General features: G+C 35.2%; 18 protein-coding genes. 3 read left to right on the forward strand and 15 right to left on the reverse strand.

Annotated features, from left to right (window positions below; translation table 11 throughout):
- Position 1 precedes the first annotated feature (1 nt).
- On the forward strand, positions 2-388 hold the full coding sequence (locus tag KW2_RS10330) for a rhodanese-like domain-containing protein (RefSeq protein ID WP_011677097.1): 387 nt from the start codon (positions 2-4) through the stop codon (positions 386-388).
- A 115-nt stretch (positions 389-503) separates the two neighbouring features.
- Here the strand turns inward: KW2_RS10330 and KW2_RS10335 are convergent, their stop codons facing one another.
- Complete coding sequence (locus KW2_RS10335) at positions 504-950, reverse strand: Dps family protein (protein ID WP_011677098.1); 447 nt, start codon at positions 948-950, stop codon at positions 504-506.
- A gap of 165 nt (positions 951-1,115) precedes the next feature.
- On the opposite strand from KW2_RS10335, the gene KW2_RS10340 reads away from it, so the two are divergent.
- Positions 1,116-1,781, forward strand: coding sequence for a prepilin peptidase (locus KW2_RS10340; RefSeq protein ID WP_021037901.1), 666 nt, complete (start codon positions 1,116-1,118; stop codon positions 1,779-1,781).
- Here KW2_RS10340 and dinB read toward each other — a convergent pair.
- The 10 genes from dinB to argS form a co-directional block, all read right to left on the reverse strand.
- Positions 1,732-2,826 (reverse strand): DNA polymerase IV, encoded by a 1,095-nt coding sequence (dinB, locus tag KW2_RS10345; protein WP_021037902.1) that lies wholly within the window; start codon positions 2,824-2,826, stop codon positions 1,732-1,734. The two genes, KW2_RS10340 and dinB, sit on opposite strands and share 50 nt — an antisense overlap.
- A gap of 75 nt (positions 2,827-2,901) precedes the next feature.
- Positions 2,902-3,393, reverse strand: a complete 492-nt coding sequence (locus KW2_RS10350; RefSeq protein ID WP_011835979.1) for a prolyl-tRNA synthetase associated domain-containing protein — start codon at positions 3,391-3,393, stop codon at positions 2,902-2,904.
- Positions 3,394-3,468: 75 nt separating this feature from the next.
- Complete coding sequence (locus KW2_RS10355) at positions 3,469-4,962, reverse strand: basic amino acid/polyamine antiporter (RefSeq protein ID WP_021037903.1); 1,494 nt, start codon at positions 4,960-4,962, stop codon at positions 3,469-3,471.
- Positions 4,963-5,151: 189 nt separating this feature from the next.
- Positions 5,152-6,282, reverse strand: a complete 1,131-nt coding sequence (locus KW2_RS10360) for an aminotransferase (RefSeq protein ID WP_021037904.1) — start codon at positions 6,280-6,282, stop codon at positions 5,152-5,154.
- Between the two features lie 262 nt (positions 6,283-6,544).
- Positions 6,545-7,489 carry a carbamate kinase gene (arcC, locus tag KW2_RS10365; protein ID WP_021037905.1) on the reverse strand — a complete coding sequence of 315 codons (945 nt, stop codon included), beginning with the start codon at positions 7,487-7,489 and terminating at the stop codon, positions 6,545-6,547.
- A gap of 32 nt (positions 7,490-7,521) precedes the next feature.
- Positions 7,522-8,466 carry a carbamate kinase gene (arcC, locus tag KW2_RS10370; RefSeq protein ID WP_011677106.1) on the reverse strand — a complete coding sequence of 315 codons (945 nt, stop codon included), beginning with the start codon at positions 8,464-8,466 and terminating at the stop codon, positions 7,522-7,524.
- Between the two features lie 17 nt (positions 8,467-8,483).
- The gene (locus tag KW2_RS10375) at positions 8,484-10,064 is read right to left on the reverse strand and encodes a basic amino acid/polyamine antiporter (RefSeq protein ID WP_021037906.1); all 1,581 of its coding nucleotides are present in this window, start codon (positions 10,062-10,064) and stop codon (positions 8,484-8,486) included.
- Between the two features lie 131 nt (positions 10,065-10,195).
- Positions 10,196-11,260, reverse strand: a complete 1,065-nt coding sequence (gene argF, locus KW2_RS10380) for an ornithine carbamoyltransferase (RefSeq protein WP_011677108.1) — start codon at positions 11,258-11,260, stop codon at positions 10,196-10,198.
- A gap of 136 nt (positions 11,261-11,396) precedes the next feature.
- Positions 11,397-12,629, reverse strand: a complete 1,233-nt coding sequence (gene arcA / locus KW2_RS10385; protein ID WP_011835985.1) for an arginine deiminase — start codon at positions 12,627-12,629, stop codon at positions 11,397-11,399.
- A gap of 300 nt (positions 12,630-12,929) precedes the next feature.
- Entirely contained in the window at positions 12,930-14,624 is a 1,695-nt protein-coding gene (gene argS, locus KW2_RS10390) for an arginine--tRNA ligase (protein WP_021037907.1), read from the reverse strand.
- A gap of 67 nt (positions 14,625-14,691) precedes the next feature.
- Here argS and argR point away from each other — a divergent pair, with 67 nt between their 5' ends.
- Complete coding sequence (gene argR / locus KW2_RS10395; protein WP_004254487.1) at positions 14,692-15,150, forward strand: arginine repressor; 459 nt, start codon at positions 14,692-14,694, stop codon at positions 15,148-15,150.
- Positions 15,151-15,310: 160 nt separating this feature from the next.
- Here argR and murC read toward each other — a convergent pair whose 3' ends face one another.
- The 4 genes from murC to KW2_RS10415 form a co-directional block, all read right to left on the reverse strand.
- A complete protein-coding gene (gene murC, locus KW2_RS10400) occupies positions 15,311-16,642 on the reverse strand; it encodes a UDP-N-acetylmuramate--L-alanine ligase (protein WP_011835988.1) in 1,332 nt (443 codons plus the stop codon).
- A 200-nt stretch (positions 16,643-16,842) separates the two neighbouring features.
- Positions 16,843-17,442 carry a hypothetical protein gene (locus KW2_RS10405; protein ID WP_011677112.1) on the reverse strand — a complete coding sequence of 200 codons (600 nt, stop codon included), beginning with the start codon at positions 17,440-17,442 and terminating at the stop codon, positions 16,843-16,845.
- 216 nt (positions 17,443-17,658) lie between these two features.
- Positions 17,659-20,763 carry a DEAD/DEAH box helicase gene (locus KW2_RS10410; protein WP_021037908.1) on the reverse strand — a complete coding sequence of 1,035 codons (3,105 nt, stop codon included), beginning with the start codon at positions 20,761-20,763 and terminating at the stop codon, positions 17,659-17,661.
- Between the two features lie 228 nt (positions 20,764-20,991).
- The gene (locus tag KW2_RS10415) at positions 20,992-25,392 is read right to left on the reverse strand and encodes a VWA domain-containing protein (RefSeq protein WP_021037909.1); all 4,401 of its coding nucleotides are present in this window, start codon (positions 25,390-25,392) and stop codon (positions 20,992-20,994) included.
- Between the last annotated feature and the right edge of the window lie 297 nt (positions 25,393-25,689).

The following is a 25,689-nucleotide window of genomic DNA, read 5'->3' on the forward strand; positions in this document are numbered from 1 at the left end:
TTTGATTATTATTATCATTGATATCATTCTTGTCTTAGTAATTATCGGAATGTTTGTCTATCCCCGCTGGAATCTTCGTCGCAATGCAAAACTTGTTGAGGAAGCTGAATTTGCTCGGTTGATACCAACTTCTCAATTAATTGATATTCGCGAAGCAAATCAATTCCGGGTTAACCATATTCTTGGTGCGCGTAATCTTCCTTCTGGTCAGATTGATCAAAGTTTAAATGCTTTGAGCAAACATAAACCCGTGCTAATTTATGAAACTGGTCGTCCTGTTGGCGGAGCAAAAGTTGCTAAAAAACTTAAAAAAGCAGGCATTCCTGAAATTTATATCCTTAAAGGTGGGTTAAATTCTTGGAATGGGAAAACAAAATCTGGTATTTAATAATAAAAAGGATAGAATCTTTCTACCCTTTTAGATTGTTAAAAAATCTGTCAGTAAATTTAAAAATAAAATAAAGCTCTGTCAGTACTGACAGAGCTTTTCATTTACAATTTTATTAGCCCACTTCAGCTTCAATCATCCAAAGTGTTTTTTCGATATCCCCAAGAGCAGTTGTGAATAAATCAACTGTCACATCATCTCCATCATCCCCAGCAATTTTAATTCCGTCTTTGAAGAGTTGAGTCAAATATTTATAAGCAACGATCAATTCTTTGACACGTTCTGAATTAGATTTACCCCAAGCTGCAGGCGTCATCTCAATTTTAGAATTTTTATCAAATTCTGCCAAAGTTGAAACTGGAGAACCACCAATAGTGATTAAACGTTCTGCAAATTCATCCAAATGTTCGTCCAATTGATCTTTTAATTCATCCATTTTTGGGTGTAGGTAAAGAAAACCAGGGCCACGCAAATACCAGTGGATTTGATGAACAAGAGCAGATGCTTTCGATAAATCGGCAACCGTTTGATTTAAAACTTCTTGTGTGTGTTCATTTGACATAACTAACCTCCATTTTTTAAATATTAAATGTCATAAAGAGATTTAATATTAACTTTTCTATAAATATATTATAAACCAATGAGAATTTTTTCTCAAATGATTTACTTATTTTCTTTTTAATTCCATTTTTAGTTACATTCAAAATCCATTTTCGTATAGATTAGTATGGAGATATTATTTTTATTTATTATTGGAACAATTTTCGGGTCGTTTTTTGGCCTATTGGTTGACCGTATTCCGGCAGGAGAATCAATTATTTTTGGACGCTCACATTGCGACTCTTGCAATCACATTTTGAGCTTCCGTGACTTAATTCCCTTATTTTCTCAATTATCTTCTGCATCACTTTGTCGCTATTGTAAGAGTAAAATTCCATTGATGAATTTTATTCTTGAGTTTTCTGTTGGTCTCCTCTTTTGTTTGGCATGGCTTAATTATCTTAGTCTTCCACAATTTTTGATGAGCATTCTGTCAGTAATTTTATCTGCTTTTGATTATCGGCATCATAGCTTTCCTTTTATTATTTGGCTTATTTTCGCTCTTTCCTTTATTATTTTATTTCCCTCTTCTTTGATTTTTTATAGCTGGTTAGTACTTGCACTCTTAACTGAGATTTTCGATTTTAAAATTGGAAGTGGTGATTTTTTATGGTTTTTTACGGCCTCATTTTCTATAAGTTTTTTTGATGAAATGAAACTTCTTCAAATCGCTTGTTTACTTGGAATTATCTATTATTTAATGATAAAAAAACGAGACGAAATTGCCTTCATCCCTTTTCTAACTATTGCATATCTAATGTTGCTTTTTGGACACCAAATCCTGATATGGTAACTCCTAGCAGCCTAACTCCCAAGCTCTCATCATAATCAATTTCTTCAAATATCTGTTGTGCAGCTTCTGCAATGTCCTCCGGACTATCCAGATTCTCTACCATTGATTTTCGTTTCGTTAGTGTTGTAAAATCCGAATATCTCAATTTCAAAATAATAATGTTTCCCTTGAGTTGGTGCCTTTTTAAGGATTCAGAAACCTGTTTAGATATTTTGATTAATTCAGCTTTGATATCATCTGGAAGATATAGTAATTTCCCATAGGTTCGCTCTTTGCCTACTGATTTTCGTTCACGATGATTTTTGACTTTAGAGTTATGAATTCCATTTGCCTTTTGGAAAAGTTCCCAACCATAAATACCAAATCTTTCAGCCAAATCAACCGGATCAGCTTTTTGTAAATCTCCTCCAGTAAAGAATCCTAAGGCATGTAATTTAGGAACAGTTGCTTTCCCCACCCCATGAAATTTTTCCACAGGCAACTTTGCCAAAAACTCTAATGCTTCATCTGGCATAATTAATGTCAAACCATGTGGCTTTTCATAATCTGAAGCAATCTTTGCCAAAAATTTATTATAAGAGACTCCTGCTGAACAAGTCAAACCTAGTTCAACAAAGATATCATGTTGAATTAATTTTGCTATTTTTATTGCTGATTGAGCTCCTATTTTATTCTCGGTTACATCTAAATAGGCTTCATCAATTGACGCTGCCTCAATATTATCCGTGTAGCGTTTGAAAATTTCACGAACCTGTTTACTAACTTTTGTATATTTCTCATAGTTCCCAGAAATAAAAATAGCTTGTGGACAAAGGTCATACGCTTCCTTTGCACTCATTGCCGAGTGTATTCCGAAAGCACGCGCTTCATAAGAACAAGTTGATACAACTCCCCGCCCACCAGTCTGCAATGGATTCCTAGCAATCACAACTGGTTTACCCTTTAGACTCGGATTATCACGCACTTCAACGGAAGCAAAAAAGGCATCCATATCGATATGAATGATTTTTCGTGAAGTGTCATTGATCAGTGGAAAAGTTAGCATATTGTTATTATACAAAAATTAGTTTTTAGACTCAATAGGCGAATAAAAAAACTCTTGACGAGCAAGAGTTTTAATTTATAAATTAATAATTTGATAATCATAACCTTGTGACTTCAGAATAGTAAAACAAGCCTCCATCTTAAAGAAAATTGTCTTAGTATTATCATTAGGATGAAAAGTTTGAATCTGATAATCATCAAGCATTTGTTGATCAAAATAAATATTCATATTTTCATAATTTGTTCCGACTAAACCAAAAAGGGAAACAATTCCTGAATTTAAACCTAACATTTCTTCCAATCGGTCTTCTGATATAAAGTGGAGTCTTTTCACCTCAAGAATTTCACTCAAACGATTCATATCAACTTGTTTAGCGTCATCCATGATAATCATATAAAACTGAGTTGATTTTTTATTGGCCAAAATCAAAGTTTTTGAACGACACCCTTCATAATCTTTAATGTAGTTATCCGACTCTTCTGTTGAATGACTAGCTGGGTGTTCTACAATTTTGTAAGGAATCGAAAGTTCAGTTAACAATTTTTCCACTTCTGCAAAAGTTCTCATCAATTATTTCCTCCATCCACATAGAAAAACATCAGTAAAATTATCTTTATAAGATGATTCATTATTAAATTATGCCTAAAATCCTAGTAATCCTCGAAGGTCAAAGGCTGTTCCCGCTTTGGCCCCACAAATCAAGACCACAATCGCTAATACCCCAAGTACTGTCACAACAAGCATCCCCAACCATTCTTTGACTGATATTGATTGATGACTCTCTTTTTTTGCCCCAATGAACAAAAGAAATCCAATTGTATATAGAATCATAGCCAGCCAAACATATTGCCAGCCTGAGAGGTAGAGTGCCAGAGCCTGAAAAGCAAAAGTGAAGAAACCAATCAGTATATTTTTTACTGACGCTTCTTTAAGACCAATTTTGAAAAGATAGGCACCAACTAAAGCATAGCAAATCATTATTACGGCTGTTGCCATATAAATAAAAACATTATAAGCATTTGCAACAAAATATGTAATGATAATAAAGATTTGAATCATCAACTGAGTAATCAACAATGAATTACTTGGGGCATGATATTTATTGAGTTTACCAAACCAACTTGGCAATAGTTTTTGCTCTGCCAACTGTTGTGTAGCTTCAACCGGTAGCATTGTCCATGAAAGCCATGCTCCTAATAATGAAATCATTAGACCGACTGCCATAAGGCTACCACCCCAGCCACCGACCATTTCATTAAGAATGTAAACAAGACCAGGGGCTTTGACATTTGCTAAACTTGCTTGATCCATATAACCATAAGGTAGGAGTGACAAAAGTACATAAATAACAAGCAAAACTGCTAAACCAATAACTGTTGCTTTTGCTGTATCTGATTTCTTTTTCGCGCGATTTCCCATCATCGCAGCACCCTCAATCCCCACAAAGACCCAAACCATTACCATCAATGAGCCCTTAATTTGACTTAAAAGTCCACTTGCAGTCATTGCGTGCCAAACAAAATCTTTGACTGAACCATCAGCAGCAAAATTCGTTGTAAAGGTTTGCCAAAAATGTTGAGTAAAGACATTAGCCTTAAATAAGATAATTCCTGTAATTGAGAAAACAACCAATGGAATCAGTTTGGCAATCATCACAATTGCATTTACAGCCGCAGCCGTTTCTACTCCTCGATCAACTAGAAGCATCAATATCCATGAAATAATTGACACAATAATTACTGACAGAATAGTTAGTGAACCGTTTGAATTTGCAAATTTACTAGGAAAGAAATAATCAGCAGAAGTCATCATTAAAACAGCAAAACCAATTGTTCCTGTCCATGCTGAAATCCAGTAACCCCAGCCCGATAAAAAACCTACAAAGTCCCCAAAACCTGCTCGAGCATAATCTGATACACCAGAAAGATCAGGTTTTATTGTAATGAGCCGATTAAAACTCAAAACTAACATTAATATTCCAAAACCAATAAAAAGCCATGAAATCACGACTCCCCCAGGAGTTGAGCCTCTTGCCAAGTCATTGGCAAGGTTGAACACTCCACCACCAATGGCTCCTGAGATGATAATCGCTAGTAGTGCAAAAAGGCTAATCCCTTTTGTTTTCTTGTTTTCCATTTACTCACTTTCTATTATTTAATTATAAATTCGCTATAATTAAATTCGTATAATCTGACTGTAAATATAAAACAGTCTCTTGAATATAGAGACTATTTTATATTCTTTAGTTATAATTATGCTCACATTTTCCCATTATACACTTTTTATACAAGTTAGTAAAACGGTAATGTATTTATATAAAAGATATTAACCTTTATATTCTCTCAAAAATTCAGATAGGAGTTGCAAACCTTGACGTAGAGTCTTTTTATCCGTACAATATCCAATTCTGGCATATCCCGGTAAGTCAAAACGATTTCCAGGAATTATTAGCACTCCTTTTTCACGAAGGAGTTGAATGGCAAAATCTTCCGTTTTCATTGGGTCTAATTGTTCGAATTTCACGAAGCTTACAGACACAGCATTAGGATAAACCATTGAGACCAATGGCTCATTTTCGACCCATTCTTTTAAAATTGAGAGATTTCCTTTAACAATATCCCGAGCGCGAGCCAACACCTTATCCTTATGTTTTAAAACTAAAGAAGCCAAAGCATCATCAAAGACTCCTGTACAAATTAGAGTATAATCTCGAATCTTTCGGAATTCATTACAAAGGTCACGATCTTGAGTGGCGACCCAACCTACACGAATTCCTGGAACCGAATAAGTTTTAGAAATTGAATTTGTTGAAATTCCTTTTTCGTATAAATCAGCAATTGGTGCATAAGAGGTTTCTTCATCAAGAGGCAGATAAACCTCATCACAAAGAATATATGCATCGACACTCCGGGCAATCTCAACTACTTCTGCTAAGAAATCTGGACTCATAATCGCACCCGTTGGTTGAGCTGCATTATTTAAACAAATCAATTTTGTGTTAGGTTTAACAAGTCGACGCAAGTCTTCAATTTGCGGCAACCAGTGATTTTCTTCTTTTATCTTCCAGTAATCAACTTGTGCACCTAATGTTTTTGGCCAATCATATAATTGTTGATAAGAAGGATACTGAGCGATTACATGATCTCCTTGACCAATCAAGCCTAAAATTGTAAGAAAATTTGCTCCTGTCGCTCCATTAGTAGATAAAATATTGTCTTCTGATACTCTTTTATAAAGTTTAGCAACTTCTGATTTGAAGGCTGGTGATCCTTCAATCCATCCATAACTAAATTTTTCTTTCATCATCTGAGACATAAAAGCTTCACCTTTATCTTCTTCAAAAGCCAAGACCTCTTCTAAAGATAGTGAATCAATGGTTGACTGAGCAATATCAATTGTTGCTGATTTTTCCCAAACGTTGAGCCAATCTTCGCAACCAAATTGTACAAGTTCCATAAGTTTTATTTGCAAGTTTAAATGATTTTTTCGAGAAATCATCCGAACTTGTCTTCCTCTCTTTATTTTTTTACTGACAGATTTATTAGCTAGATTAGCATAATATTCCTGAATCATATTAGGATTCTGTCAGTAATTTTATCAATATAAATCGTTTACATGTTAATTGTACAATAATTATTGATAAAATATCGGAAAGTTTATCAATTTTTAAACTACATTTATAAAAAAATGCTACATCAGAAATGTAGCATTTTTAACGTTAAGGAATAATCTTTGTTCCAGAATCATTGTTGAGGAAGTCTTCAAGATTTTCCAAAGAGGTAATTGTTGCAGGACGACCAGTACGAGTAACAAATTCCATTGCTGCTTCTACTTTTGGTAACATTGAACCTGCGGCAAATTGCCCTTCTTTAATATAAGCTTTCATTTCTGCCATTGTTACTGTTTCAAGTTTTTTCTGGTTAGGTTTATTGAAGTTAACAAAAACATTATCTACCGCAGTTAAAATCAAAAGATTATCTGCTTCAACAAGTTCAGCAACTTTTGCTGCTGAAAAGTCTTTATCAATAACAGCTTCAACTCCTTCATAACCCTCTTGAGTTTCAATGACAGGAATACCACCACCACCAGATACAGTCACCAAAACGCTTGATGAAATCAATGGTTTAATTGCTTCGGCTTCAACGATACGTGTTGGTTTAGGACTTGGTACTACTCGACGATAGCCACGACCTGAGTCTTCAACAAAAGTCCAGTCAGGATACTGAGCTTTCATCTCTGCTAAGCCCTTTTCGTCGTAGAATGGACCGATTGGTTTAGTTGGTTTTTCAAAAGCCGAGTCATCTTTGTCAACAACTGTACGAGTCACTACAGAGATAACTGGAACGCGCTCCATCTTATTTTTTATCAAAGCTCTTGTAAAAGCTTGCCCCATCCAGAAGCCAATTTGACCTTGAGTCATTGCAACAGCTGTATCAATTGGCATGGCTGGATTTTTAGGACTATCTGCCGCTAATTGTTGCAACAAAAGATTCCCCACTTGCGGCCCATTACCATGAGTGACAACCATTTCCACATCGTTATTTCTAATAAGAGGAATTAATTGTTCTGCCGTTGTTTCAAGCGCTCTTTCTTGTGCTTTTGCTGTTGGGTCATCTGTTAAAATAGCGTTACCACCTAGGGCTACGACCATACGTCTTACCATTAAATTATTTCTCCTCTATCTTTTTTACTTATTTATGGAACAATTCTTGTTCCGCTGCCAGATTTGACAAAATTTTCAACATTATCAAGGCTTGTAATCGTAGCAACTTTACCTGTTCGCTCAACAAAGCTGACCGCAGCTTCTACCTTAGGTCCCATCGAACCTTTGGCAAAGCGTTCTTCATCGACATACTTACGCATTTCAGAAACTTTGACCGTTTCTAGATGAACTTGATCTTCTTTTCCATAGTTCAAATAAACATCGCCGCCACTTGTCAAAATCAAAAGTTCATCTGCACCAACCATTTCAGCTAATTTAGCTGCTGAAAAATCTTTGTCAATAACGGCTTCAACACCTTTATAACCATTACCATCTTTAATGACGGGAATTCCACCTCCGCCAGAAGCAATCAGTAAACTTCCAGATTCCAAGATTGGACCAAATGCTTTTGCTTCAATGATTTCAAGTGGTTTAGGACTTGGAACTACTCGACGATAACCACGGCCAGCATCTTCCATCAATTCCCAATCAGGAAATTGCTTCTTAATTTCTGGCAATTGTTCTTCTGTATAAAAGGGACCGATGGGTTTACTAGCATTTTTAAAAGCTGGATCATTTTCATCAACCAATGTTTGGGTCACTGCCGAAATAACTGGATAACGTTCCAAGCCATTATTAGCCATTGCTCTTGTAAAAGCTTGAACCGTCCAAAAACCGATTTCACCTTGAGTCATTGCCCCAACTGTATCCAATGGCATAGCTGGGTTTTTTTCACTATCTGAACCCAATTGTTGTAAAAGTAAATTTCCAACCTGTGGTCCATTTCCATGAGTCACAACCATTTGTCTGTCATTATCTTTAATTAATGGCATCAACTGTTCAGCTGTTACTTCAAGCGCTTTTTTTTGAGCCGCTGCTGATGGGTCCTTTGTCAAAATAGCATTCCCACCAAGGGCTACAACAATACGACTTACCATTTTTTATACCCCTTTGATTAATTTTTAATTCCTTTTTTATTGATATCACTACGAACCACGAAGTAAACAATAAATGTTACTACAATCAATGGAACTACAGCGACAAGTAAAGTATTTCCATCAATTCCCAGTGCATCTTGCAAGCCAAGCCAGTTTCCATATACTCCAAAAACAGCAAGTATTCCTAAAACTGTCAAGATAAAGGTTGCGATTAATTCAGCCGTGGACATTTTAGTTCCATATTCTTTTTTGCCTAAAGCATAGAGAATGAAACCAACTGCGTAAAGAATTAAAGAGAGCCAAACAAATTGCCATCCTGAATAGTACAAGGCTAAGATTTGGAAGGCAGCCGCGATGAAACCAATAATGATATTACTTGTTTTCTTCTCTTGAATCCCTAATTTAAAGAGATATAAACCAACTAAGGCATAACAAATCATGATAACAGCGGTACAAAGGTAAACAAAGACATTGTAAGCATCAGCTACAAAATAAGTGACAATCAAGAAAATTTGAACAATCAATTGTGTCAGCAAAAGTGAATTTTTAGGTGCACCTTTGTCATTAAGTTTACCAAACCAACTAGGAAGTAATTTTTGTTCTGATAATTGTTGTGTTGCCTCAACAGGAAGCATTGTCCATGACAACCAAGCTCCAAGAAGTGAAATCACAAGACCAATGGCCATCAGTGAACCACCCCAACCGCCAACCATAGCGTTCAAAATATGAACCAAACCTGGTTGACCAGTATTAGCCAGTTCTTGTTGGCTCATAAAACCAAATGGTAACAATGAGAGCAAGATATAAATTACTAATAAGGCAATCAAACCGAGAATTGAAGCTTTACCAGCATCCGATTTACGTTTGGCACGGTCACCCATCATAGCAGCCCCTTCGATTCCGACGAAGACCCAAATCATAACCATGAGTGAACCTTTGACTTGACTGAATAAATCTCCGCCAGTCATATTAGACCAAGTTAAACTCTTAATTACGCCATCAGCATTTGTATTCGCAACGAAATTTTGCCAAAAGTGAGCACTAAAGACTCCAGCTTTGAAAGTAACTATTCCAGCAATAACAAAGACAAACAAGGGAATCAATTTTGCAACAAGGACAATTGCATTAATGGCAGCAGCCCCTTCAACACCTCGCATAACAAGTAAAGTCAATCCCCACGAAACAATTGAAACAACAATTACTGACAGAATGGTCAATGAGCCATTCTTAGCTTGAAAAACGCCAGGGAAGAAATAGTCAACGGAAGTCATCATCAAAACAGCAAAAGCAATATTACCTGCCCAAGCAGATAACCAATAACCCCATCCTGAGATAAAACCAACCATATTACCAAAACCAGCACGTGCATAATCTGACACACCTGAAAGTTCAGGTTTGTTTACCACCAAATGATTCAGTGATAAAACCAACATTAATATACCAAAACCAATAACGATCCATGAAATGACAACACCACCAGGTGATGCATTTGTTGCTAAATCGTTAGAGAGGTTAAATACCCCACCACCAATCGCTCCAGAAACAATAATCGCAACTAAAGCAGCAAGGCCAATTCCTTTTTTATTTTCTGCGTCCATATCAATCCTTTCAATGATTTTAACCGTCAAAACAGTCTAAAAACTATCTTAGACTGCTTTCAACGACTTAAATCAAAATCTATCAGTTTACTGACAGCTCTGTCAGTAAACTGACAAATTATCTATTTTAATTATTTAAAATCTTCAGGAACTGCTGGGATAAATAAATTACCCAAAGTTGCAGCCATAATTGCTTTGATTGAGTGCATACGATTTTCTGCTTCTTCAAATTGACGAGCATATTTAGAACGGAAAACTTCGTCAGTAACTTCCATTTCTGTCAAACCATATTTTTCTTTGATTTCTTTACCATATTCAGTTTCAGTGTCATGGAAAGCTGGTAAGCAGTGCATAAAGATAAGTTTACCGTTGTCAGCATTTCCTGTCATTTTCAACATATCCATTGTGATGCGGTATGGTGTCAAAAGTTTAACACGTTCTTCCCAGTTAGATTCTCCCATAGATACCCAAACGTCTGAATAAATAATGTTAGCACCTTTAACACCTTCTTCAATATTAGAAGTTGCAAGAGGTTTAGCACCTGATTTTTCAGCAAATTTATTGGCAATATCCATAACTTCTTTAGAAGGATGAAGTGAATCTGGAGCAACGATATGAACATTTACACCGAGCATAGAACCAGTTACAATGAGTGAATTTGCCATGTTGTTACGACCATCACCAACGTAAACTAATGTCAACCCTTTAAGGTAACCAAAGTTTTCTTTTACTGTCATAAAGTCAGCAATCATTTGTGTTGGATGCCAATCATCTGTCAAACCATTCCAAACTGGAACACCAGAGTATTTTGCTAAATCTTCAACTTCTTTTTGAGAGAATCCACGACGTTCGATAGCATCAAACATTGAACCAAGCACGCGAGCTGTATCTTCTGTTGATTCTTTGATTCCGAGTTGGATATCATTTGCACCAAGATATTCAGGATGAGCACCAAGGTCAATGGCAGCAGTTGTAAATGCGGCACGTGTACGAGTTGAAGTTTTTGCAAATAACAAGGCAATATTTTTACCTTCAAGATAGTGGTGAGGAATATTTTGTTGTTTCAATGCTTTCAAATGAAGACCAAAATCAACAAGGTAGTTAATTTCAGCTGGTGTAAAATCTTTTTCAGCAAGCAAGCTACGACCTTGGAATACTGAGTTTACTTCTGCTTTTGTAATAAGTGGTGATGTCATTATTTTTTTCCTTTTTCTATTTTTAAATATTTAATGAATTTTTTAAATTACATTAATGAGCTACTTTCATCTTTAATTTTACGAACTTATAAAACTAAATTTATAAATTCAAGAACATTATGTAAAAGTCTTCAGATTACAAATCTTCACGCCAAAGTGGTTGTGACATACAACGCGCTCCACCACGACCACGACCAAGTTCACTTGAAAGAATTTCATGAACTTTAATACCATGTTCTTTCAAAAGTTCAACAGTTACATAGTTACGGTCATAAGTAACGATTTCTCCTGGAGCAATAGCAAGGGTATTTGAACCATCATTCCATTGTTCACGAGGTGCGGCAATTGGGTCACCTGCACCACATTCAATCAAGTCAAGTTCTGAAAGGTTCAAGACTTTCTTAAGGGCTGCTTTAAGATCTGTCAAATGTTCAATTTCAACTTCACCATCTTGACCAGGACGAAGAATGAAGACGTTGATGTTACCTGCACCATCCATAATTCCTGGGAAAACTGTAAATTGATCATGGTTAATCATTGTAAATACAGTGTCCAAGTGCATCATTGCATGGTTATGAGGGATTTCAACCGCAAGCACTGTATCAAATGTAGAAAGTGGATTTGCAAATAATTCTTTAGCAAGATTTTGAATTGTTTTAGATGAAGTACGTTCTGAAACCCCGATTGCTACAGTTGTCTTATTAAGAATTAATTCATCACCACCTTCAATACGAGTAGTATGATTACGATCACGCCAGATTGGAGTGTCTTTGAAACGTGGATGGTTAGCCATCACATATTCAGTAATCAAGCTTTCAGGTTGACGTGCTGGGAAAGTCATTTTATTAATAGTCATTCCGACACCCATTGAAGCTTGTGGGTCACGTGTGAAGTAAGCATTTGGTAATGGGTTGAGGTAGAAATAATTTTCTGCATCAGAACCTGCCATGTCACTAAGTGCTGTGCGTTTGATATCCAATTCATTTTTACGAACACCGGCATAGACTTTTTCAACCATATCTTTTGTTGGCATTGAAGTTAAATATTCAGTCAATCCATCATAAGTACGTCCTGGACGGTAACCTGCTTCATGCAACAAATGGCTTAAAAACTCTTCTTTTGTTTCAGATGATTTTTCAAAAACTTCTGTTGCAAGATTTTCGATATAAACAGTTTCAGCACCATTGTCACGCAATGTTTGAGCAAAGAAATCATGCTCTTTTTGAGCAATTTTGAGATATGGAATATCATCAAATAAAAGCTGTTTCATTGTGTCTGGGGTAATATTCTCTACCTCTGCACCTGGGCGGTGGAGAAGGACTGATTTTAATTTCCCAATTTCTGAGTTAACATTAATTCCATTGTTCATTTTGGAGTATCCTTTCTGATTTCGATTCAGTATTATTGGAATCGTTTACAAGGAAATTATACATCTATGCATATTTTTTGTCAAGCACTAATGCTACACTTTACAAAGGTTTATTCATTTATACATGTTTTTTTATATTCTGACAATTTCACGTTTATGCACTCCTTTGCTTATCATGGGATTCTTAGCTTTTTATTAAAATACTTATTTTACAAAATGTTTTAAAAAAGAAACAAAAAAATCTCTCACCAGCAAGAATTAAATTCTTTTTGATAAGAGATTAAATAACTAAGTATAGTTTTACATATTTTCAGGAGCAGCAACCCCAAGAAGGCGCAACGCTTCTTTCAAGACAATTGAAGTCGCACTAATCAAAGCCAAACGTCCATCCAATTGAGCATCATCTTCTAAAATACGAACATGAGCATAGTATTTGTTAAAGGCTTGTGCAAGTGAAATTGCATATTTGGCGATAATAGAAGGTTCATAATTATCAGCAGCACGTTTCACAATATTTGGGAATTCTTTCAAAGCTTTGACAATTTCCCAAGCTTCAGCATCAGAAACAACAAGAGAAATATTGTCAATATTCACTTTACGATTTGCTTTACGCAAAATTGATTGAATACGAGCGTGAGCATATTGCACATAAGGGCCTGTTTCACCTTCAAATGAAACCATTTCATCCAAATCAAAGTCATAACCGTTGTTTCGGTCAGTCTTCAAGTCGTAGAATTTAACAGCACCAACTCCAACTTGCTTAGCAACTTCTTCTTTATTTTCTAAATTAGGGTTTTTTGCTTCAATTTGCTTTTCAGCACGATCCACCGCTTCATCAAGAGCCATTTCTAATTTAACAACGTGCCCTTTACGAGTTGAGAATTTTTTCCCACCTTGAGTAACCATTCCGAAAGGTACATGCACCATATCATCAGACCAATCATAGCCAGCTTCTTTCAAAACAGCTTTCAGTTGTTTGAAGTGGTTAGTTTGTTCGCCACCTACCACGTAGAGTGATTTTACAAAATTAAAAGTCTTTTTACGATAAGCAGCAGTCGCAAGGTCACGCGTGATATAAAGTGTTGCACCATCTGTTTTCTTAATCAAAGCTGGATTAAGATTATATTTTTCAAGATCAACAATCAAAGCACCTTTTGACTCATGTAAAAGATTTTTATTTTCCAAATCTTCCACAATAGCATCCATCTTGTCACTGTAGAAGCTTTCGCCCATAAAGTGATCGAAAGTTACTCCGAGTTTTCCATAGATACGGTTAAACTCAATCAATGAAACATCAGAGAACCATTTCCAAATACGAAGGGCTTCTTCATCACCTTGTTCCATTTTGAGGAACCATTGACGTCCTTCTTCATCGACTTCTGGATCTTCTTTAGCTTCCGCATTAATTTTTACATAAAGTTTCAAAAGTTCATCAATCGGATTTGCTGTAATGGTCGCTTCATCTCCATATTTTTTATATGCAGTAATCAATAGACCAAATTGTTTCCCCCAGTCGCCCAAGTGGTTAATTTTAATCGGTTGATAACCCAATTTTTCATAAATTTTGGCAATCGAATCACCAATAACAGTTGAGCGCAAATGTCCAATTGAGAAAGGTTTAGCGATATTTGGCGCAGACATGTCAATCGGCACATTTCCACCTTCTCCAATATTTGCATCACCATAGTGCTCACCTTCAGCCAAAACTTCACGAATGACTTCTGAGGCTGTCGCATTTTTATCAAGGAAAAAGTTAACGTAAGGCCCTACTGCAATAACTTTCTCAAAACCTTTTGTATCTATCTTCTCAGCGATTTCTCCAGCAATAATTTGTGGAGATTTTCGGAGAGTTTTCGCCAATTGAAAAGCTGGGAATGCTAAATCTCCTAAATCTGAGGATTTAGGTTTTTCGATTATAGCTGCGATTTGTTCTACTCCAAGAACACCATCGATTGCAGCAGACAGTGCTTGGCTTACTAGTTGTTTTTCGTCCATTCACTAATTATACAGAAAAAACACTAATTTTGTCAATATATAGTCCATTATATGGTATAATTATGCTATGAAAAGAGATAAAAGATTAGAAATTATTAAAGAAATTGTGACAAATAATAAAATATCGACTCAAGAAGAGCTTCAATCTCTATTATTAGAACGCGGTGTAGAGGTAACACAAGCCACTTTATCCAGAGATATTAGAAAATTAAATATTATAAAAAAACGGGACAAAGGAGAGAGTTTTTACTCATTTTTGACTTCTGGCAACTCTAAAATTAATTCTGATTTACAGTTGTATTTTTATAATTTTGTCATTTCAGCAAAGTCTGTTGGTGCTTTAGTTGTCATTCGTACAAAACTAGGCGAAGCGGACGTTTTAGCAAATGCTTTAGATGACGAACGCGATAGCCGGACTGATATTTTAGGTACAATTGCCGGTGCTGATACCTTGCTTGTTATTTGTGCGTCCGAAAAAGCAGCAAATATTTTGACAGCAGAGATTAAATATATTTTATTAGGTTAATTTAAACGAAATTAAGGTTCGTTTAAGCGTTTACATTTATACTCATATTACTCCCTAAATAATTTCTTCATAAACCCCTTTGATTCAAGTCACACTCCCGTGACTTGAATTTTTTATTAATAAAAAAGCACTAACAATACTGTCAGTGCTTTTTTTAATTTTATTGTAAGTTTGTTGAAGTTTGGCTAAGTAATTTTTCAAAAGCAATTTCATATTTTTGAATATTCCCTGCTCCCATAAAGACATAAACTCCGCGGTCGTGGTCTAACAATGGTGAGACATTATCAAGCTCAATTACTTTGGCTGGTTTACGAACTTTATCAGCTAAATCTTGTGCCGTAATTTCATGGTGGTCTACTTCACGAGCTGAGCCATAAATTTGTGCCAGATAAACAGTATCCGCATGGTCAAGAACTTCTGCAAACTCATCAGCAAAGGCAATGGTTCTGGTAAATGTATGAGGTTGGAATACCGCAACGATTTCACGGTCAGGATATTTTTGACGAGCCGCATCCAATGTTGCTTCAATCTCAGTTGGATGATGAGCGAAGTCATCAATAATTACTGTTTCTCCTACTTTTTTCTCAGTAAAACGGCGTTTTACTCCTCGGAAAGTCAAGAGGTGGTCAGCAACATCTGTCATATCCAAACCAAGATTATGGCAAACGGCCACAACAGATAAAGCATTCAAGACATTATGTTTTCCATAGGCAGGAACAACAAAATGACCAATTTTTTCACCACGGAAATAGGCATCAAAAGATGAACCGCGTGTACTTCTAATCAAGTTTTCTGCACGGTAATCATCATTAGCTTCAAAACCATAATAATAAATAGGCGCTTTAGCAGACAATTTACGCAAATTCACATCTTCACCATAAGCAAAGATTCCTTTTTTAATATTATTTGCATAGTCTTGAAAAGCTGAAGTGACATCTTCAATTCCTTCAAAATAGTCAGGGTGGTCAAAGTCAATATTTGTCATAATGGTATATTCAGGATGATATGGCATGAAATGACGTTCATACTCATCAGATTCAAAGACAAAATATTCACTTCCAGCATTTCCACGCCCAGTTCCATCACCAATTAGGTAAGAAGTGTCCACGATATTCGACATCACATGAGCTAACATTCCAGTTGTTGAAGTCTTACCGTGTGCGCCTGCAACCCCAATACTTGTGAAATCTTCCATGAAATGGCCCAAAAATTCATGATAACGTTTGAATGGGAAGCCATTTTTATGCGCGAAAGCAATTTCGACATTATTATCATCGCGAAAAGCATTCCCAACAATCAATTCAAACTCAGGTTTAATATTTTTTTCGTCAAACGGCAAAAGTGGAACACCCGCTTGTTCAAGACCACGTTGTGTGAAAAAGTAGTCTGTTGAATCTGAACCTTGAACGTTTTTGCCCATTTGATGTAACATCAATGCAAGTGCACTCATGCCTGAACCTTTAATACCGGTAAAATGATATGTTTTTTCCATGATAAAATTTTCTGTCAGTTACTTTTATTCATCAGCAACTGACAGAAATTTCCCTTCTTTTCTTACAGTTAAAATTTTTTATTTATTTAAAAGTCACGCCCTAAAAGACGCACAAAATAACTGACAAGTTGTTTTTTTAAAATAAATTTTATCAAAATAAAATTTATTTTCTCTGTCAGTTTTTTGTTCAAATTTGAAAATTATACGATTCCGCGGTCAAAAATGTTTTTCCGCTTATTTTCAAAGTAACTTCCCTTTTGCGTATCATTTGCTGCTCCACCGTGCGGTGTTGCTTTTTTCATTCCAGAGCCATTCTTTGCAACTGCATCCGAAACGTTCATTCCTTGTTTTTTCATATCCCGAATTGGGTTATCATTAGTTGAAGGACGTTTATTCAAAATTGCAGATGTTGAACGACGAACCGTTAAATCCTCTTTATCACGCTCCAAAGGAGAAACATATTGTTTTGGAGGTTTTGGCAGTGTTGCTGCTGCTCGCTTTGCTCGTTCTTTTGACTCATCTACACTTGTTTTTTTCGGCATTTTGTCATATGAACTTACGCCAGCATGATTAGAATTTAGCGGACGATGTTGTGTGCTAAAGCTTGTTTTAGCCTTATAAGGTTTGAAGCTCTCAGGTCTTTTAGCATCAGTTTTTGACTTGCTTGTCTCAATTGAAGCTTCATCCTGAAGGCTGGGATTTCTTGTCAGCAACTGCTGATTAGTAAAAATCACCCGAGTATCTTTTTGAAGCACTTCGTCATCACCAATAACCGGAAATACCACTCTTCTTTCTACCATGTTTTGCCCTACTTTTTTATAGTTTGTTTTATTTCTTAATTGTACTTTTCAAATTTATGTGAATTAATATGAAGGTTTATCTAAAAAGCCTTTAAAGCTTATCTTATAAGTCTTTAGAGCTTTTATTGTCATCTCGTCAGCTCCTAAAAGCCAATCCGATTCTTTAAGATAACCGTTTCAATATCCATTATAGCTTAATTTCTAAGTTTTTTAAAGCTATACTCCGAGAATTTCCCGAATTTCTGCTTCACTAAGAACTTTATCAACCGTATCGCCTTCCAAAACATTTGCAATCAGGTCTTTTTTACGTTCTTGGATTTCCATAATTTTCTCTTCAATTGTCCCTTGTGTAATCAAGCGAATCACTTCAACTGTATTTTTTTGTCCCATACGATGGGCACGCGCAATTGCCTGTTCTTCTACTGCCGGATTCCACCACAAATCGACTAAAATCACAACATCAGCACTTGTCAAATTAAGACCAACACCACCAGCTTTCAAAGAAACTAAGAAAGCATCACGGCTTCCAGCATTAAATGCCTGAACCATGGAAAGTCGGTCTTTAATCGGAGTAGAGCCTGTTAATTTATAAGCGGTCATTTCTTGTTCTTCCATTAATTTTTCAATATGTGGAAAAACTTTTGTAAATTGAGAAAAAATCAAAGGACGATGTCCAGAATCTTTAATTTGAGCCAGTAGTTCTCTTAAGCGTTCAAGCTTACCTGAACTTCCCTTGTAATCATCCATAAATAAAGCTGGTGTATTACAAATTTGCCTTAATCTGGTAATTCCTGCCAGAATTTCGATTCTTGAACGTGATAAAGCTGCATTGTCCATTTCTAAAACTTGTTTTTGCATTAATTCAAGTTGTGCAAGATAAATCACTTTTTGGTCATCAGCCAATTGATTGTAAACCGTAATTTCCATTTTCTCTGGAAGTTCCTCAAGTACATCCTCTTTTTTACGACGCATGATAAATGGTTGAATCAATCTTGAGATAACCGAAGGTTCCATCTTATTAAATTTTTCACGCTTGGGTAAAAAGCCTGGCATTACAACTTGGAAAATTGCCCAAATTTCTTCAATTCGATTTTCAAGTGGCGTCCCTGAAAGAGCAAAAGTATGCTCAACATTAAGAGCCGAAAGAGATTTATTCGTTTTACTACTATAATTTTTTACAACTTGCGCTTCGTCTAAAAGTAAGTAATTTAACTTTTTATCTTGATAATCTTCAAAATCTTTCAAAAAGCTACCATAGCTCGTAATATAAATCTGGTGATTCTCTTGAATCTCCTTAGTCCGGTCAGCTTTATTACCATCAATCACGACAAAATCAATTTCGTCAGTAAATTTTTCAAACTCACTTGCCCAGTTGTAAGTAAGACTGGCTGGGGCAGTAATTAATACACTTTCGTCTTTTTTTAAATTAGAGAGGATAAAAGTAATAGCTTGAACGGTTTTCCCCAATCCCATATCATCAGCAAGAATTCCTCCTAGATTGTAATGGGATAACATACTCATCCAACGAACACCTGTTTCTTGATAAGAACGCAAGGAAGCCTTAATATGCTCAGGTTTTTCATAGGGAAATTCTTCAGGGTGAGTTAAATGTTGATAAAGTGATTTAAATTTCTCAGAAAAAGAGGCACCACTAATCTTTTCAAAAATTTTAGAAATTTGGAAACTACGATTAATATTAACATGCAAACTACTTCCTTGAATAACAAATTGGTCATCAAGTTCATGTAGTGCCGCTTTTAGGCGATCAAATTTTTCATTGAAATGATAAAATTTCCCACTTTCACTAATGTAAAACTCAGCATTTTCTTGCAATTTAGCAATCACATTTGCAAATTCACCATCCTCAACATGTGGAATATCAAAGGAGATATCTAACAAGCCTCCTTGGCTATCAATATGAATTTCTGGGACTTCATCCATTCTCATATTTCTTAAAGTTGGTGATAATTCAATTTGACCAAGCTTTTGAAAAGAAGGTAAAATCTTTAAAAAGAAATTCTCTGACAAATGTTCCGTAATTTCTAAAGTTGAATTAAAAGCTTTGGCAAATTGTAGTCGCTCCATTAAAGCAAAAATCTTTTGTTCCTTACGCAAATCCCTTGAAAATTCTAAGGTTTCCAAGTCATGAAAGCTATCAATAGAAAAAGTTCCATAATCAAATTTCATTGCCAAACTAAGCGTTTTTTCATCTAATAAATCAAAAGTGAACTTTGCATCAAATGGTTTGACAACAAAATGTTCTGGTGCTTCAATTTTTCCTAAAGTTGATAATTGTTGAAGTGCTTGAGCAAGTTTATCTTTTTCCGAATATGAGAATTTTATTTTTGATTTCTGAGCAAATTGTTTGTCTAAGACAAGGAGTAAGCGACGTTGTTCTTGGCTCAGTTTATAGAATACATTATTATCATAAAGAAGCGAATAATCATAAAAATTATGATAATCTTCGCTGAATAAGCTCAATTCAATATAATCTTGTTGGCTCTCAACTTTAAATTTAAAAATTTCTGAATCATTATCCAATGGAATAAATGTAAAATAATTAACTGTTCTTCCGATAATTTTAAGCTGATAAACTTCTAATGCAGAGACCAAATCCATGGCTTCTTCCAAAAATAAGAAGGGGATATTGAGATAGCGTCCATTTTTGATATATAAGGATTTGGTCAGAGCCTCGTCTGATTTCCCATCAATCTTTAGTAGAAAACTCAAAAATTCCTGACTGGCCTCATCAAAATTATCAAAGAAGAGATCAATGTAGTGTAACGAGCCTAATGAATACTGGCTGTAATTTTTAAGCGCTCGTAAAAAATAGGGAATATCTTTAATGACATATGAACGTCCTAAATTTTTACTTTTCAACTTTAAATCAAAGTATAAAAAGTAGTCCATTGAAAAATAATCATAAAGCTGACTGTTATCTTCAATCTGAACTTCGATAGAATACTGATCTGTACTGAAATTTAGTTGAGTTTCTCCATTTACTGCATCTAGAAAAGCAATATTTTCATTATAAAGCCCTCGTTCGGCTCCTTTAGTTTCTTTATCCTTTGTCTCTAGACTGCCCTTGTCCTGATTTTTCAAATACTCTTCAATCGCTGCAATATGTTTGCAATAGCGATGATTTTGTTGAAAAATCGAACAAGTACAACTATCTTGAGCTCCATCTAAATCATAACTTACTTCTTCACCATCAATTTCTGCAGTTAACTTAAAATCAGTTTCAATCGGATCATTTAAGAAGCCTTTCGCATAGAGGGCGATTCCCTCACTCCGCACTCGTGCCGGCATCATTCTACTCATATTTTTTTATTTTTTCCTCGAATTAATTATTTCAAAATTTTGCGTATATTATACCATAATTACCGTTATTTTGCTAGCATTTCCCTCTTTCTTATCAATTCTTTTGCCAAAGTATTTTTCAAAAAAGCTAACCAGTAATTTTTAATTATTCATTCAAAATCTTGTTTTTTATATAAAAACAAAAAATACCAATATTCAAATCAGCATTTCTTGTAAATTTTGTACTTTTTATTTCTTGCCTAAGAATCGCTTCATCAAATAGCCTAAAAGTACGATAGTCAAACCAATTCCACCTATGGCTGTCGCCCCTAGAGCAGGTAGCTTAGAGTTAGAATTTGATTTGTCTTTTTCCTCTTTATCTTCCAAACTATTGTCAGTTACCTCTTTTTCAGCTTCTGCGTCTTCTACATCTTCTATATCATTCGTTTTATAATTTGCAAAGACTATCCCTAATTTATTGTCCAGTCCGCCTTTATATTCCTTGAAATCTTCCAAATTTCCAAATTCCAAGAGCTCAGGATTTGTTACCGAACGTCTGGCCAGTCGTATATGAATTGCAGCCTTATCCGCATAAGCTTGTTCTTTGTCCATATAAGCTACAATAACTGTGTTCGTTTTTTGATAACCTTCTGGTGTATTTTCTTCACTAATTATATAAAGATTCCCCCTACCCATATGTTCCAATGTTTTCGAGCCTTTTTCCGTAGAGAGAGTTGCACCTACCCTGACATCAATTGGTACATTGCTAAGACTAGAAGAAATGTCATTTCCAGATAGTTCCAAGGAATTAAGGTCCAAACTCTCAAGGGTCGCAAAATCCTGAGGTGCTTCAAATTTTTCGACCCACCTTAGAGAGAATTGCGTATCAAGTGGTTGATTATCAGCTCCATCAACTTTTTCAATTGTAAAACTATGTGTCACATTTGAACGGATTTCAAATGAAATCACGTAGGCCGAGTTTTCTTCTGATAGAGTTGGAATTCTGGTCCTTTTAGCTTGAGACTCAAGGCTTTCTAATGATTTAAATTCTGGATTATGAGTTTTTATGAGAGAAACTATTCCTAAAGCTGTCGGTGTTTGAATAATTGTTTCTCTTATTGACTCATCTGGTGTTATAAGTAAATCTTCCCCTTTTATTTGGATATTATTATCTTCTTCATGTTCCTGTATATCATCCATATTTGGTGTTGTGATTGTCCATTGCGATGTTTCACCAAAATCTGGAAATAAGCCAATTGAATTCTTTTTGACTAACTGGTACTTACTATCATAATCTAAGCTAATTGGTGCAGCATTTTCTTGAATATTACCCCCAGCATCTAAAAGAGTTAATTTCCCATCAGAGTTAGATTGTAAGGAGATGGTCTCATTAGTAATATTTTTATCAAAGAATTTTACTATGCTGTTCAAATTTTCTTTTTCATCTACAGATTCCTCATTTTCAGTTGCTCTTCCTAATCTCGTCAGCTCAAATGTTACCCCTGATAAGGGAGAAGTGAAATCATCATCCACCTTCTCTACTTCCAGATACAAAGGAGGAGCAGGAGAATTATAGAAAACTAGTGTAAGATGCAATTCTTTATCTTGTCCATTTTCTAAAATGAATCCATTTTTTCCTTCTTCATTCTCATCTAAAAATGGGATTTCTTTAGCCTCAGAATCTAAAGCTACGATTGTTCCATCAAACTTGACTTGGAAAAAATGAAGCTGATCATCTTTGTAGTAGCCATTCGGACTGATATGTTCCTGAATAGCATAGAGCCCTGGCAATAGATTAGTCATGCTTTCTAATGGACTGAGCTGAGTTAAATCATCATCTATAGAAGACAATTGATACAAATTAAAGACTGCATCTGATAATTTTTCTTCAGAATCTGAAGCTCTTTTATCAATTATAATGGAGTTTTTAAATTTTTCTACATCAATATCATTTCTTATGCTAAGACTAATCATAAATCTATTAAATTGATCGTCTAAATCATAAGCTTTCCCATCAACAGTTAAAGCGGGCTGTCCATCAATGATTTTAGTTTTTATTTCCCAAGGTCCAGCTGGTAAATGACCCGAAACAGGTACTTCATGTAAGCTATAGGATTCATCATATTTTAAACGTAAGTCATCAAATAATAATTCTCCTTGTTCATTAGTCCTGCCTGCTCCGACCTCTTGGACTTGACTATTTTTCAATACAAACTGAACTCCTGAGAGAGGCTTATTCTCATGACTTGATGTTTTTACTAATTGTAATTGAAATCTTTCCACATTAACGATAGTGTTTTTATCTTCTGAGCTACTTATCCAGTGGTAAATGTCATTATTCTGGATAATTTCATCTTTTATCTCATAAGTGAATTCTTCACCTAATTTACTAAATTTAGGTAAGTTTTCAAGATAAGTCAACCACTTTCCATTCTCTTGCTTGATGGTAACTGTTTTTGACCAATCAGATAGATTTTGACCCGTTTTACGACCAATAACCAAGTCAACTTCTGTGGGCATATTTTCTATATTAGCAAGCCATTGTTTTTCGAAAGTCAGGTTGAGTCCAGGTAATTTTGCTGACGGAACTCCAAAATTTACTTTATTAGTTGGATTAGACCCATTAGGTGTTAAGGTAGTCTCCCCATTAATTTGATACCAGTAATCTGTCTTAAAATCATCAGACTCCGTATCCAGATGAACTTGATAATGGATTTGTATTTCTTGATCTCTTCCAATGTTAAGATTTGAAACTTCTAAGGTCCTATTATTAATTTGGAAATTCGGTAGGTTTTCAATCAACCCTTCTCCAACACTAGTAAGGCTCACTTCGCTATTACTGTAATTGAATTGTGTCCCCAGAGGATCTATAATTGAACCGTTTGTAATCGTATTAAATCTACTAAGAACTACATCAGCCTGATTCTTTAAATAGTCAGTTATATTTTCAGCACTATCTGCATCTTGATATAAACCGCTTGATGCTATTAAACTTGTTCTTTTTCGAACTTCCTCTTGGCTAAGATATGTGTTCGAGGAGTCATTTGTATAGCCTGAATCCTTGCCAAGTTGGATTCCTAATGTATGGATTTCTGCTCCATCGTCTTTAGCGATTTTTGCTTCTCCTAATGTAGCTGCCCAAGTATCATTGATAGTCTCTCCAGATACTGTATAAGGTGCTGGCGTTCGATTATTTCCATTCATCTTCCAAAGTTGTGAAGTGAAACTTGGCTCGTCTAAGGAGTTACTATCAAAATCAGTTCCATATAGTACCCCTCCCTCTAGCTGGGCGGAACTAACCTTGTTACTAAAGGTAGGAACACCATCTGTCATGAGAATTATCATTTTTTCATTCCCACTGGCGTCCTCTTTTAGCATCTGAGCTCCTTGACGGATTCCCAACTGAGTAAATGTTCCTCCTACAAATTGGCGCTCTAAAGCCTTATTCATTGCGCTCACGTGCCCATCAGTTGCTAAGCTCTCCATCGGAACTGTAATATAACCCGAATTACTAATATACCCTGGACTTGAGTAACCAACTAAACCTACATTGACATATTGAGCATAGGCGGTATTTTCAATTGAACTCAAGAAAGATTTAACTCCTTGCTTTATAGCTCCTTCTCTCGCTCCTTCCATCGAACCAGACATATCAACTACTAGCACAATGTCAACTGGTTTTATTGGGTTTTGAACATTTCCCCGAACGTTCAAAAAGACATCGTACAAACCTGGCGTCTCTGTTTCTCTTGCATATTTTCTTAAAGCAAAATCAACAGGATTGTTGGTACCAGCATGTTCAATATAAGAATTAGTCAAATTTGCTGGATTTCCATCCCAACTATCAATTCCATCCCAATTTGAAGAAAAAGCATTCCAGCCTTGATGATTGATTACCTTTGTGTTGTTTTCGGGCATCCAAGACTGACTGGGATAAATCCCTGTTTCATCCTCAGTATATTTTGGCGAGATATTTTCGTAATTCTGAGCCTTCTCATCAAATAGACTTTTTATACCAAAATTTGACGGATATGAAAATGATAAATTTGATTCATTGTTCTGTTTGGAAATTTCTTTATCTTCTTTGTTACTTGACGATTCTTCTGTCGTTTCTGCTAAAGAAGCTACCTTTTTTACTTCTGTCTCTTGATTTTTGGGGATATAAAGGCTATAAATCTGATCGACATTACCTTCTAGTATATTTTCATTGATAATCTCTTGCCCATTCTCAATTATCTTAGAATCTACTTGTATTGCCAGATTCAATTTCTCAATTGAATGGTCAGCTCTAAGTATTACCAAACCTTCATCATCTTGCATAAAATTTGAAATAATTGAATTCGATTCTTGAATTTCCCAATTATTTTCACTTGAAACGCTAACCTTCTGTTCACTGTCAATAGAGAATTTTAATTTTAATGCCTTATCATTCTGTTTTTCATTAACTTTGTAATAAATTTCCCATTCATATTGTTGCCCCGAATCTCGCATACTATAAGAAATATTTAGATTATCAAGTTCCAGTAATTCAACATTTTCTTTATAAGTCTGCGGGTTATCAGCCAAAACCTTAGGTCCTTGCATTAGGTTTGGAATAAAGTTTATAACCAATATAATTATACTTAAACATACCGCCCATTTTTTTGTCATTAATCTTCCTTTCTTATCAGAATTATTCTTTTGTTCTTAAAAACTTTTTGTCTTGCTAAGACTCCTTTCTTCACAAAATGTAATTTATTTATTACAAATAATATAAAAAGCTCTCCAAGCCACCAACGATTTCTCATCTTTTTGTTATAAATATCCTCTAAAAATGTGTTTACGGGATGTTTTTTAATCTTAAACTCATTTAACAAAATAATTATCTCATATTGCCCTTGATTCCCCAACCGAAATACATTTTAAAATTTCGTTTTGTATTCCCTTTCATTTTGTTTAAGGTTTTCT

Origin of the sequence: Lactococcus cremoris subsp. cremoris KW2 (assembly GCF_000468955.1) — a bacterium.
GTDB lineage: Bacteria > Bacillota > Bacilli > Lactobacillales > Streptococcaceae > Lactococcus > Lactococcus cremoris.

What these genes read in the sequence shown, in the direction of transcription:
- murC (WP_011835988.1), bottom strand. Translation starts at nt 16,642, where the DNA reads ATGGAAAAAACATATCATTTTACCGGTATTAAAGGTTCAGGCATGAGT.
- KW2_RS10375 (WP_021037906.1), bottom strand. Translation starts at nt 10,064, where the DNA reads ATGGACGCAGAAAATAAAAAAGGAATTGGCCTTGCTGCTTTAGTTGCG.
- argF (WP_011677108.1), bottom strand. Translation starts at nt 11,260, where the DNA reads ATGACATCACCACTTATTACAAAAGCAGAAGTAAACTCAGTATTCCAA.
- argR (WP_004254487.1), top strand. Translation starts at nt 14,692, where the DNA reads ATGAAAAGAGATAAAAGATTAGAAATTATTAAAGAAATTGTGACAAAT.
- KW2_RS10410 (WP_021037908.1), bottom strand. Translation starts at nt 20,763, where the DNA reads ATGAGTAGAATGATGCCGGCACGAGTGCGGAGTGAGGGAATCGCCCTC.
- arcA (WP_011835985.1), bottom strand. Translation starts at nt 12,629, where the DNA reads ATGAACAATGGAATTAATGTTAACTCAGAAATTGGGAAATTAAAATCA.
- KW2_RS10335 (WP_011677098.1), bottom strand. Translation starts at nt 950, where the DNA reads ATGTCAAATGAACACACACAAGAAGTTTTAAATCAAACGGTTGCCGAT.
- KW2_RS10350 (WP_011835979.1), bottom strand. Translation starts at nt 3,393, where the DNA reads ATGAGAACTTTTGCAGAAGTGGAAAAATTGTTAACTGAACTTTCGATT.
- KW2_RS10405 (WP_011677112.1), bottom strand. Translation starts at nt 17,442, where the DNA reads ATGGTAGAAAGAAGAGTGGTATTTCCGGTTATTGGTGATGACGAAGTG.
- KW2_RS10340 (WP_021037901.1), top strand. Translation starts at nt 1,116, where the DNA reads ATGGAGATATTATTTTTATTTATTATTGGAACAATTTTCGGGTCGTTT.
- arcC (WP_021037905.1), bottom strand. Translation starts at nt 7,489, where the DNA reads ATGGTAAGACGTATGGTCGTAGCCCTAGGTGGTAACGCTATTTTAACA.
- argS (WP_021037907.1), bottom strand. Translation starts at nt 14,624, where the DNA reads ATGGACGAAAAACAACTAGTAAGCCAAGCACTGTCTGCTGCAATCGAT.
- KW2_RS10360 (WP_021037904.1), bottom strand. Translation starts at nt 6,282, where the DNA reads ATGGAACTTGTACAATTTGGTTGCGAAGATTGGCTCAACGTTTGGGAA.
- dinB (WP_021037902.1), bottom strand. Translation starts at nt 2,826, where the DNA reads ATGCTAACTTTTCCACTGATCAATGACACTTCACGAAAAATCATTCAT.
- KW2_RS10415 (WP_021037909.1), bottom strand. Translation starts at nt 25,392, where the DNA reads ATGACAAAAAAATGGGCGGTATGTTTAAGTATAATTATATTGGTTATA.
- KW2_RS10355 (WP_021037903.1), bottom strand. Translation starts at nt 4,962, where the DNA reads ATGGAAAACAAGAAAACAAAAGGGATTAGCCTTTTTGCACTACTAGCG.
- arcC (WP_011677106.1), bottom strand. Translation starts at nt 8,466, where the DNA reads ATGGTAAGTCGTATTGTTGTAGCCCTTGGTGGGAATGCTATTTTGACA.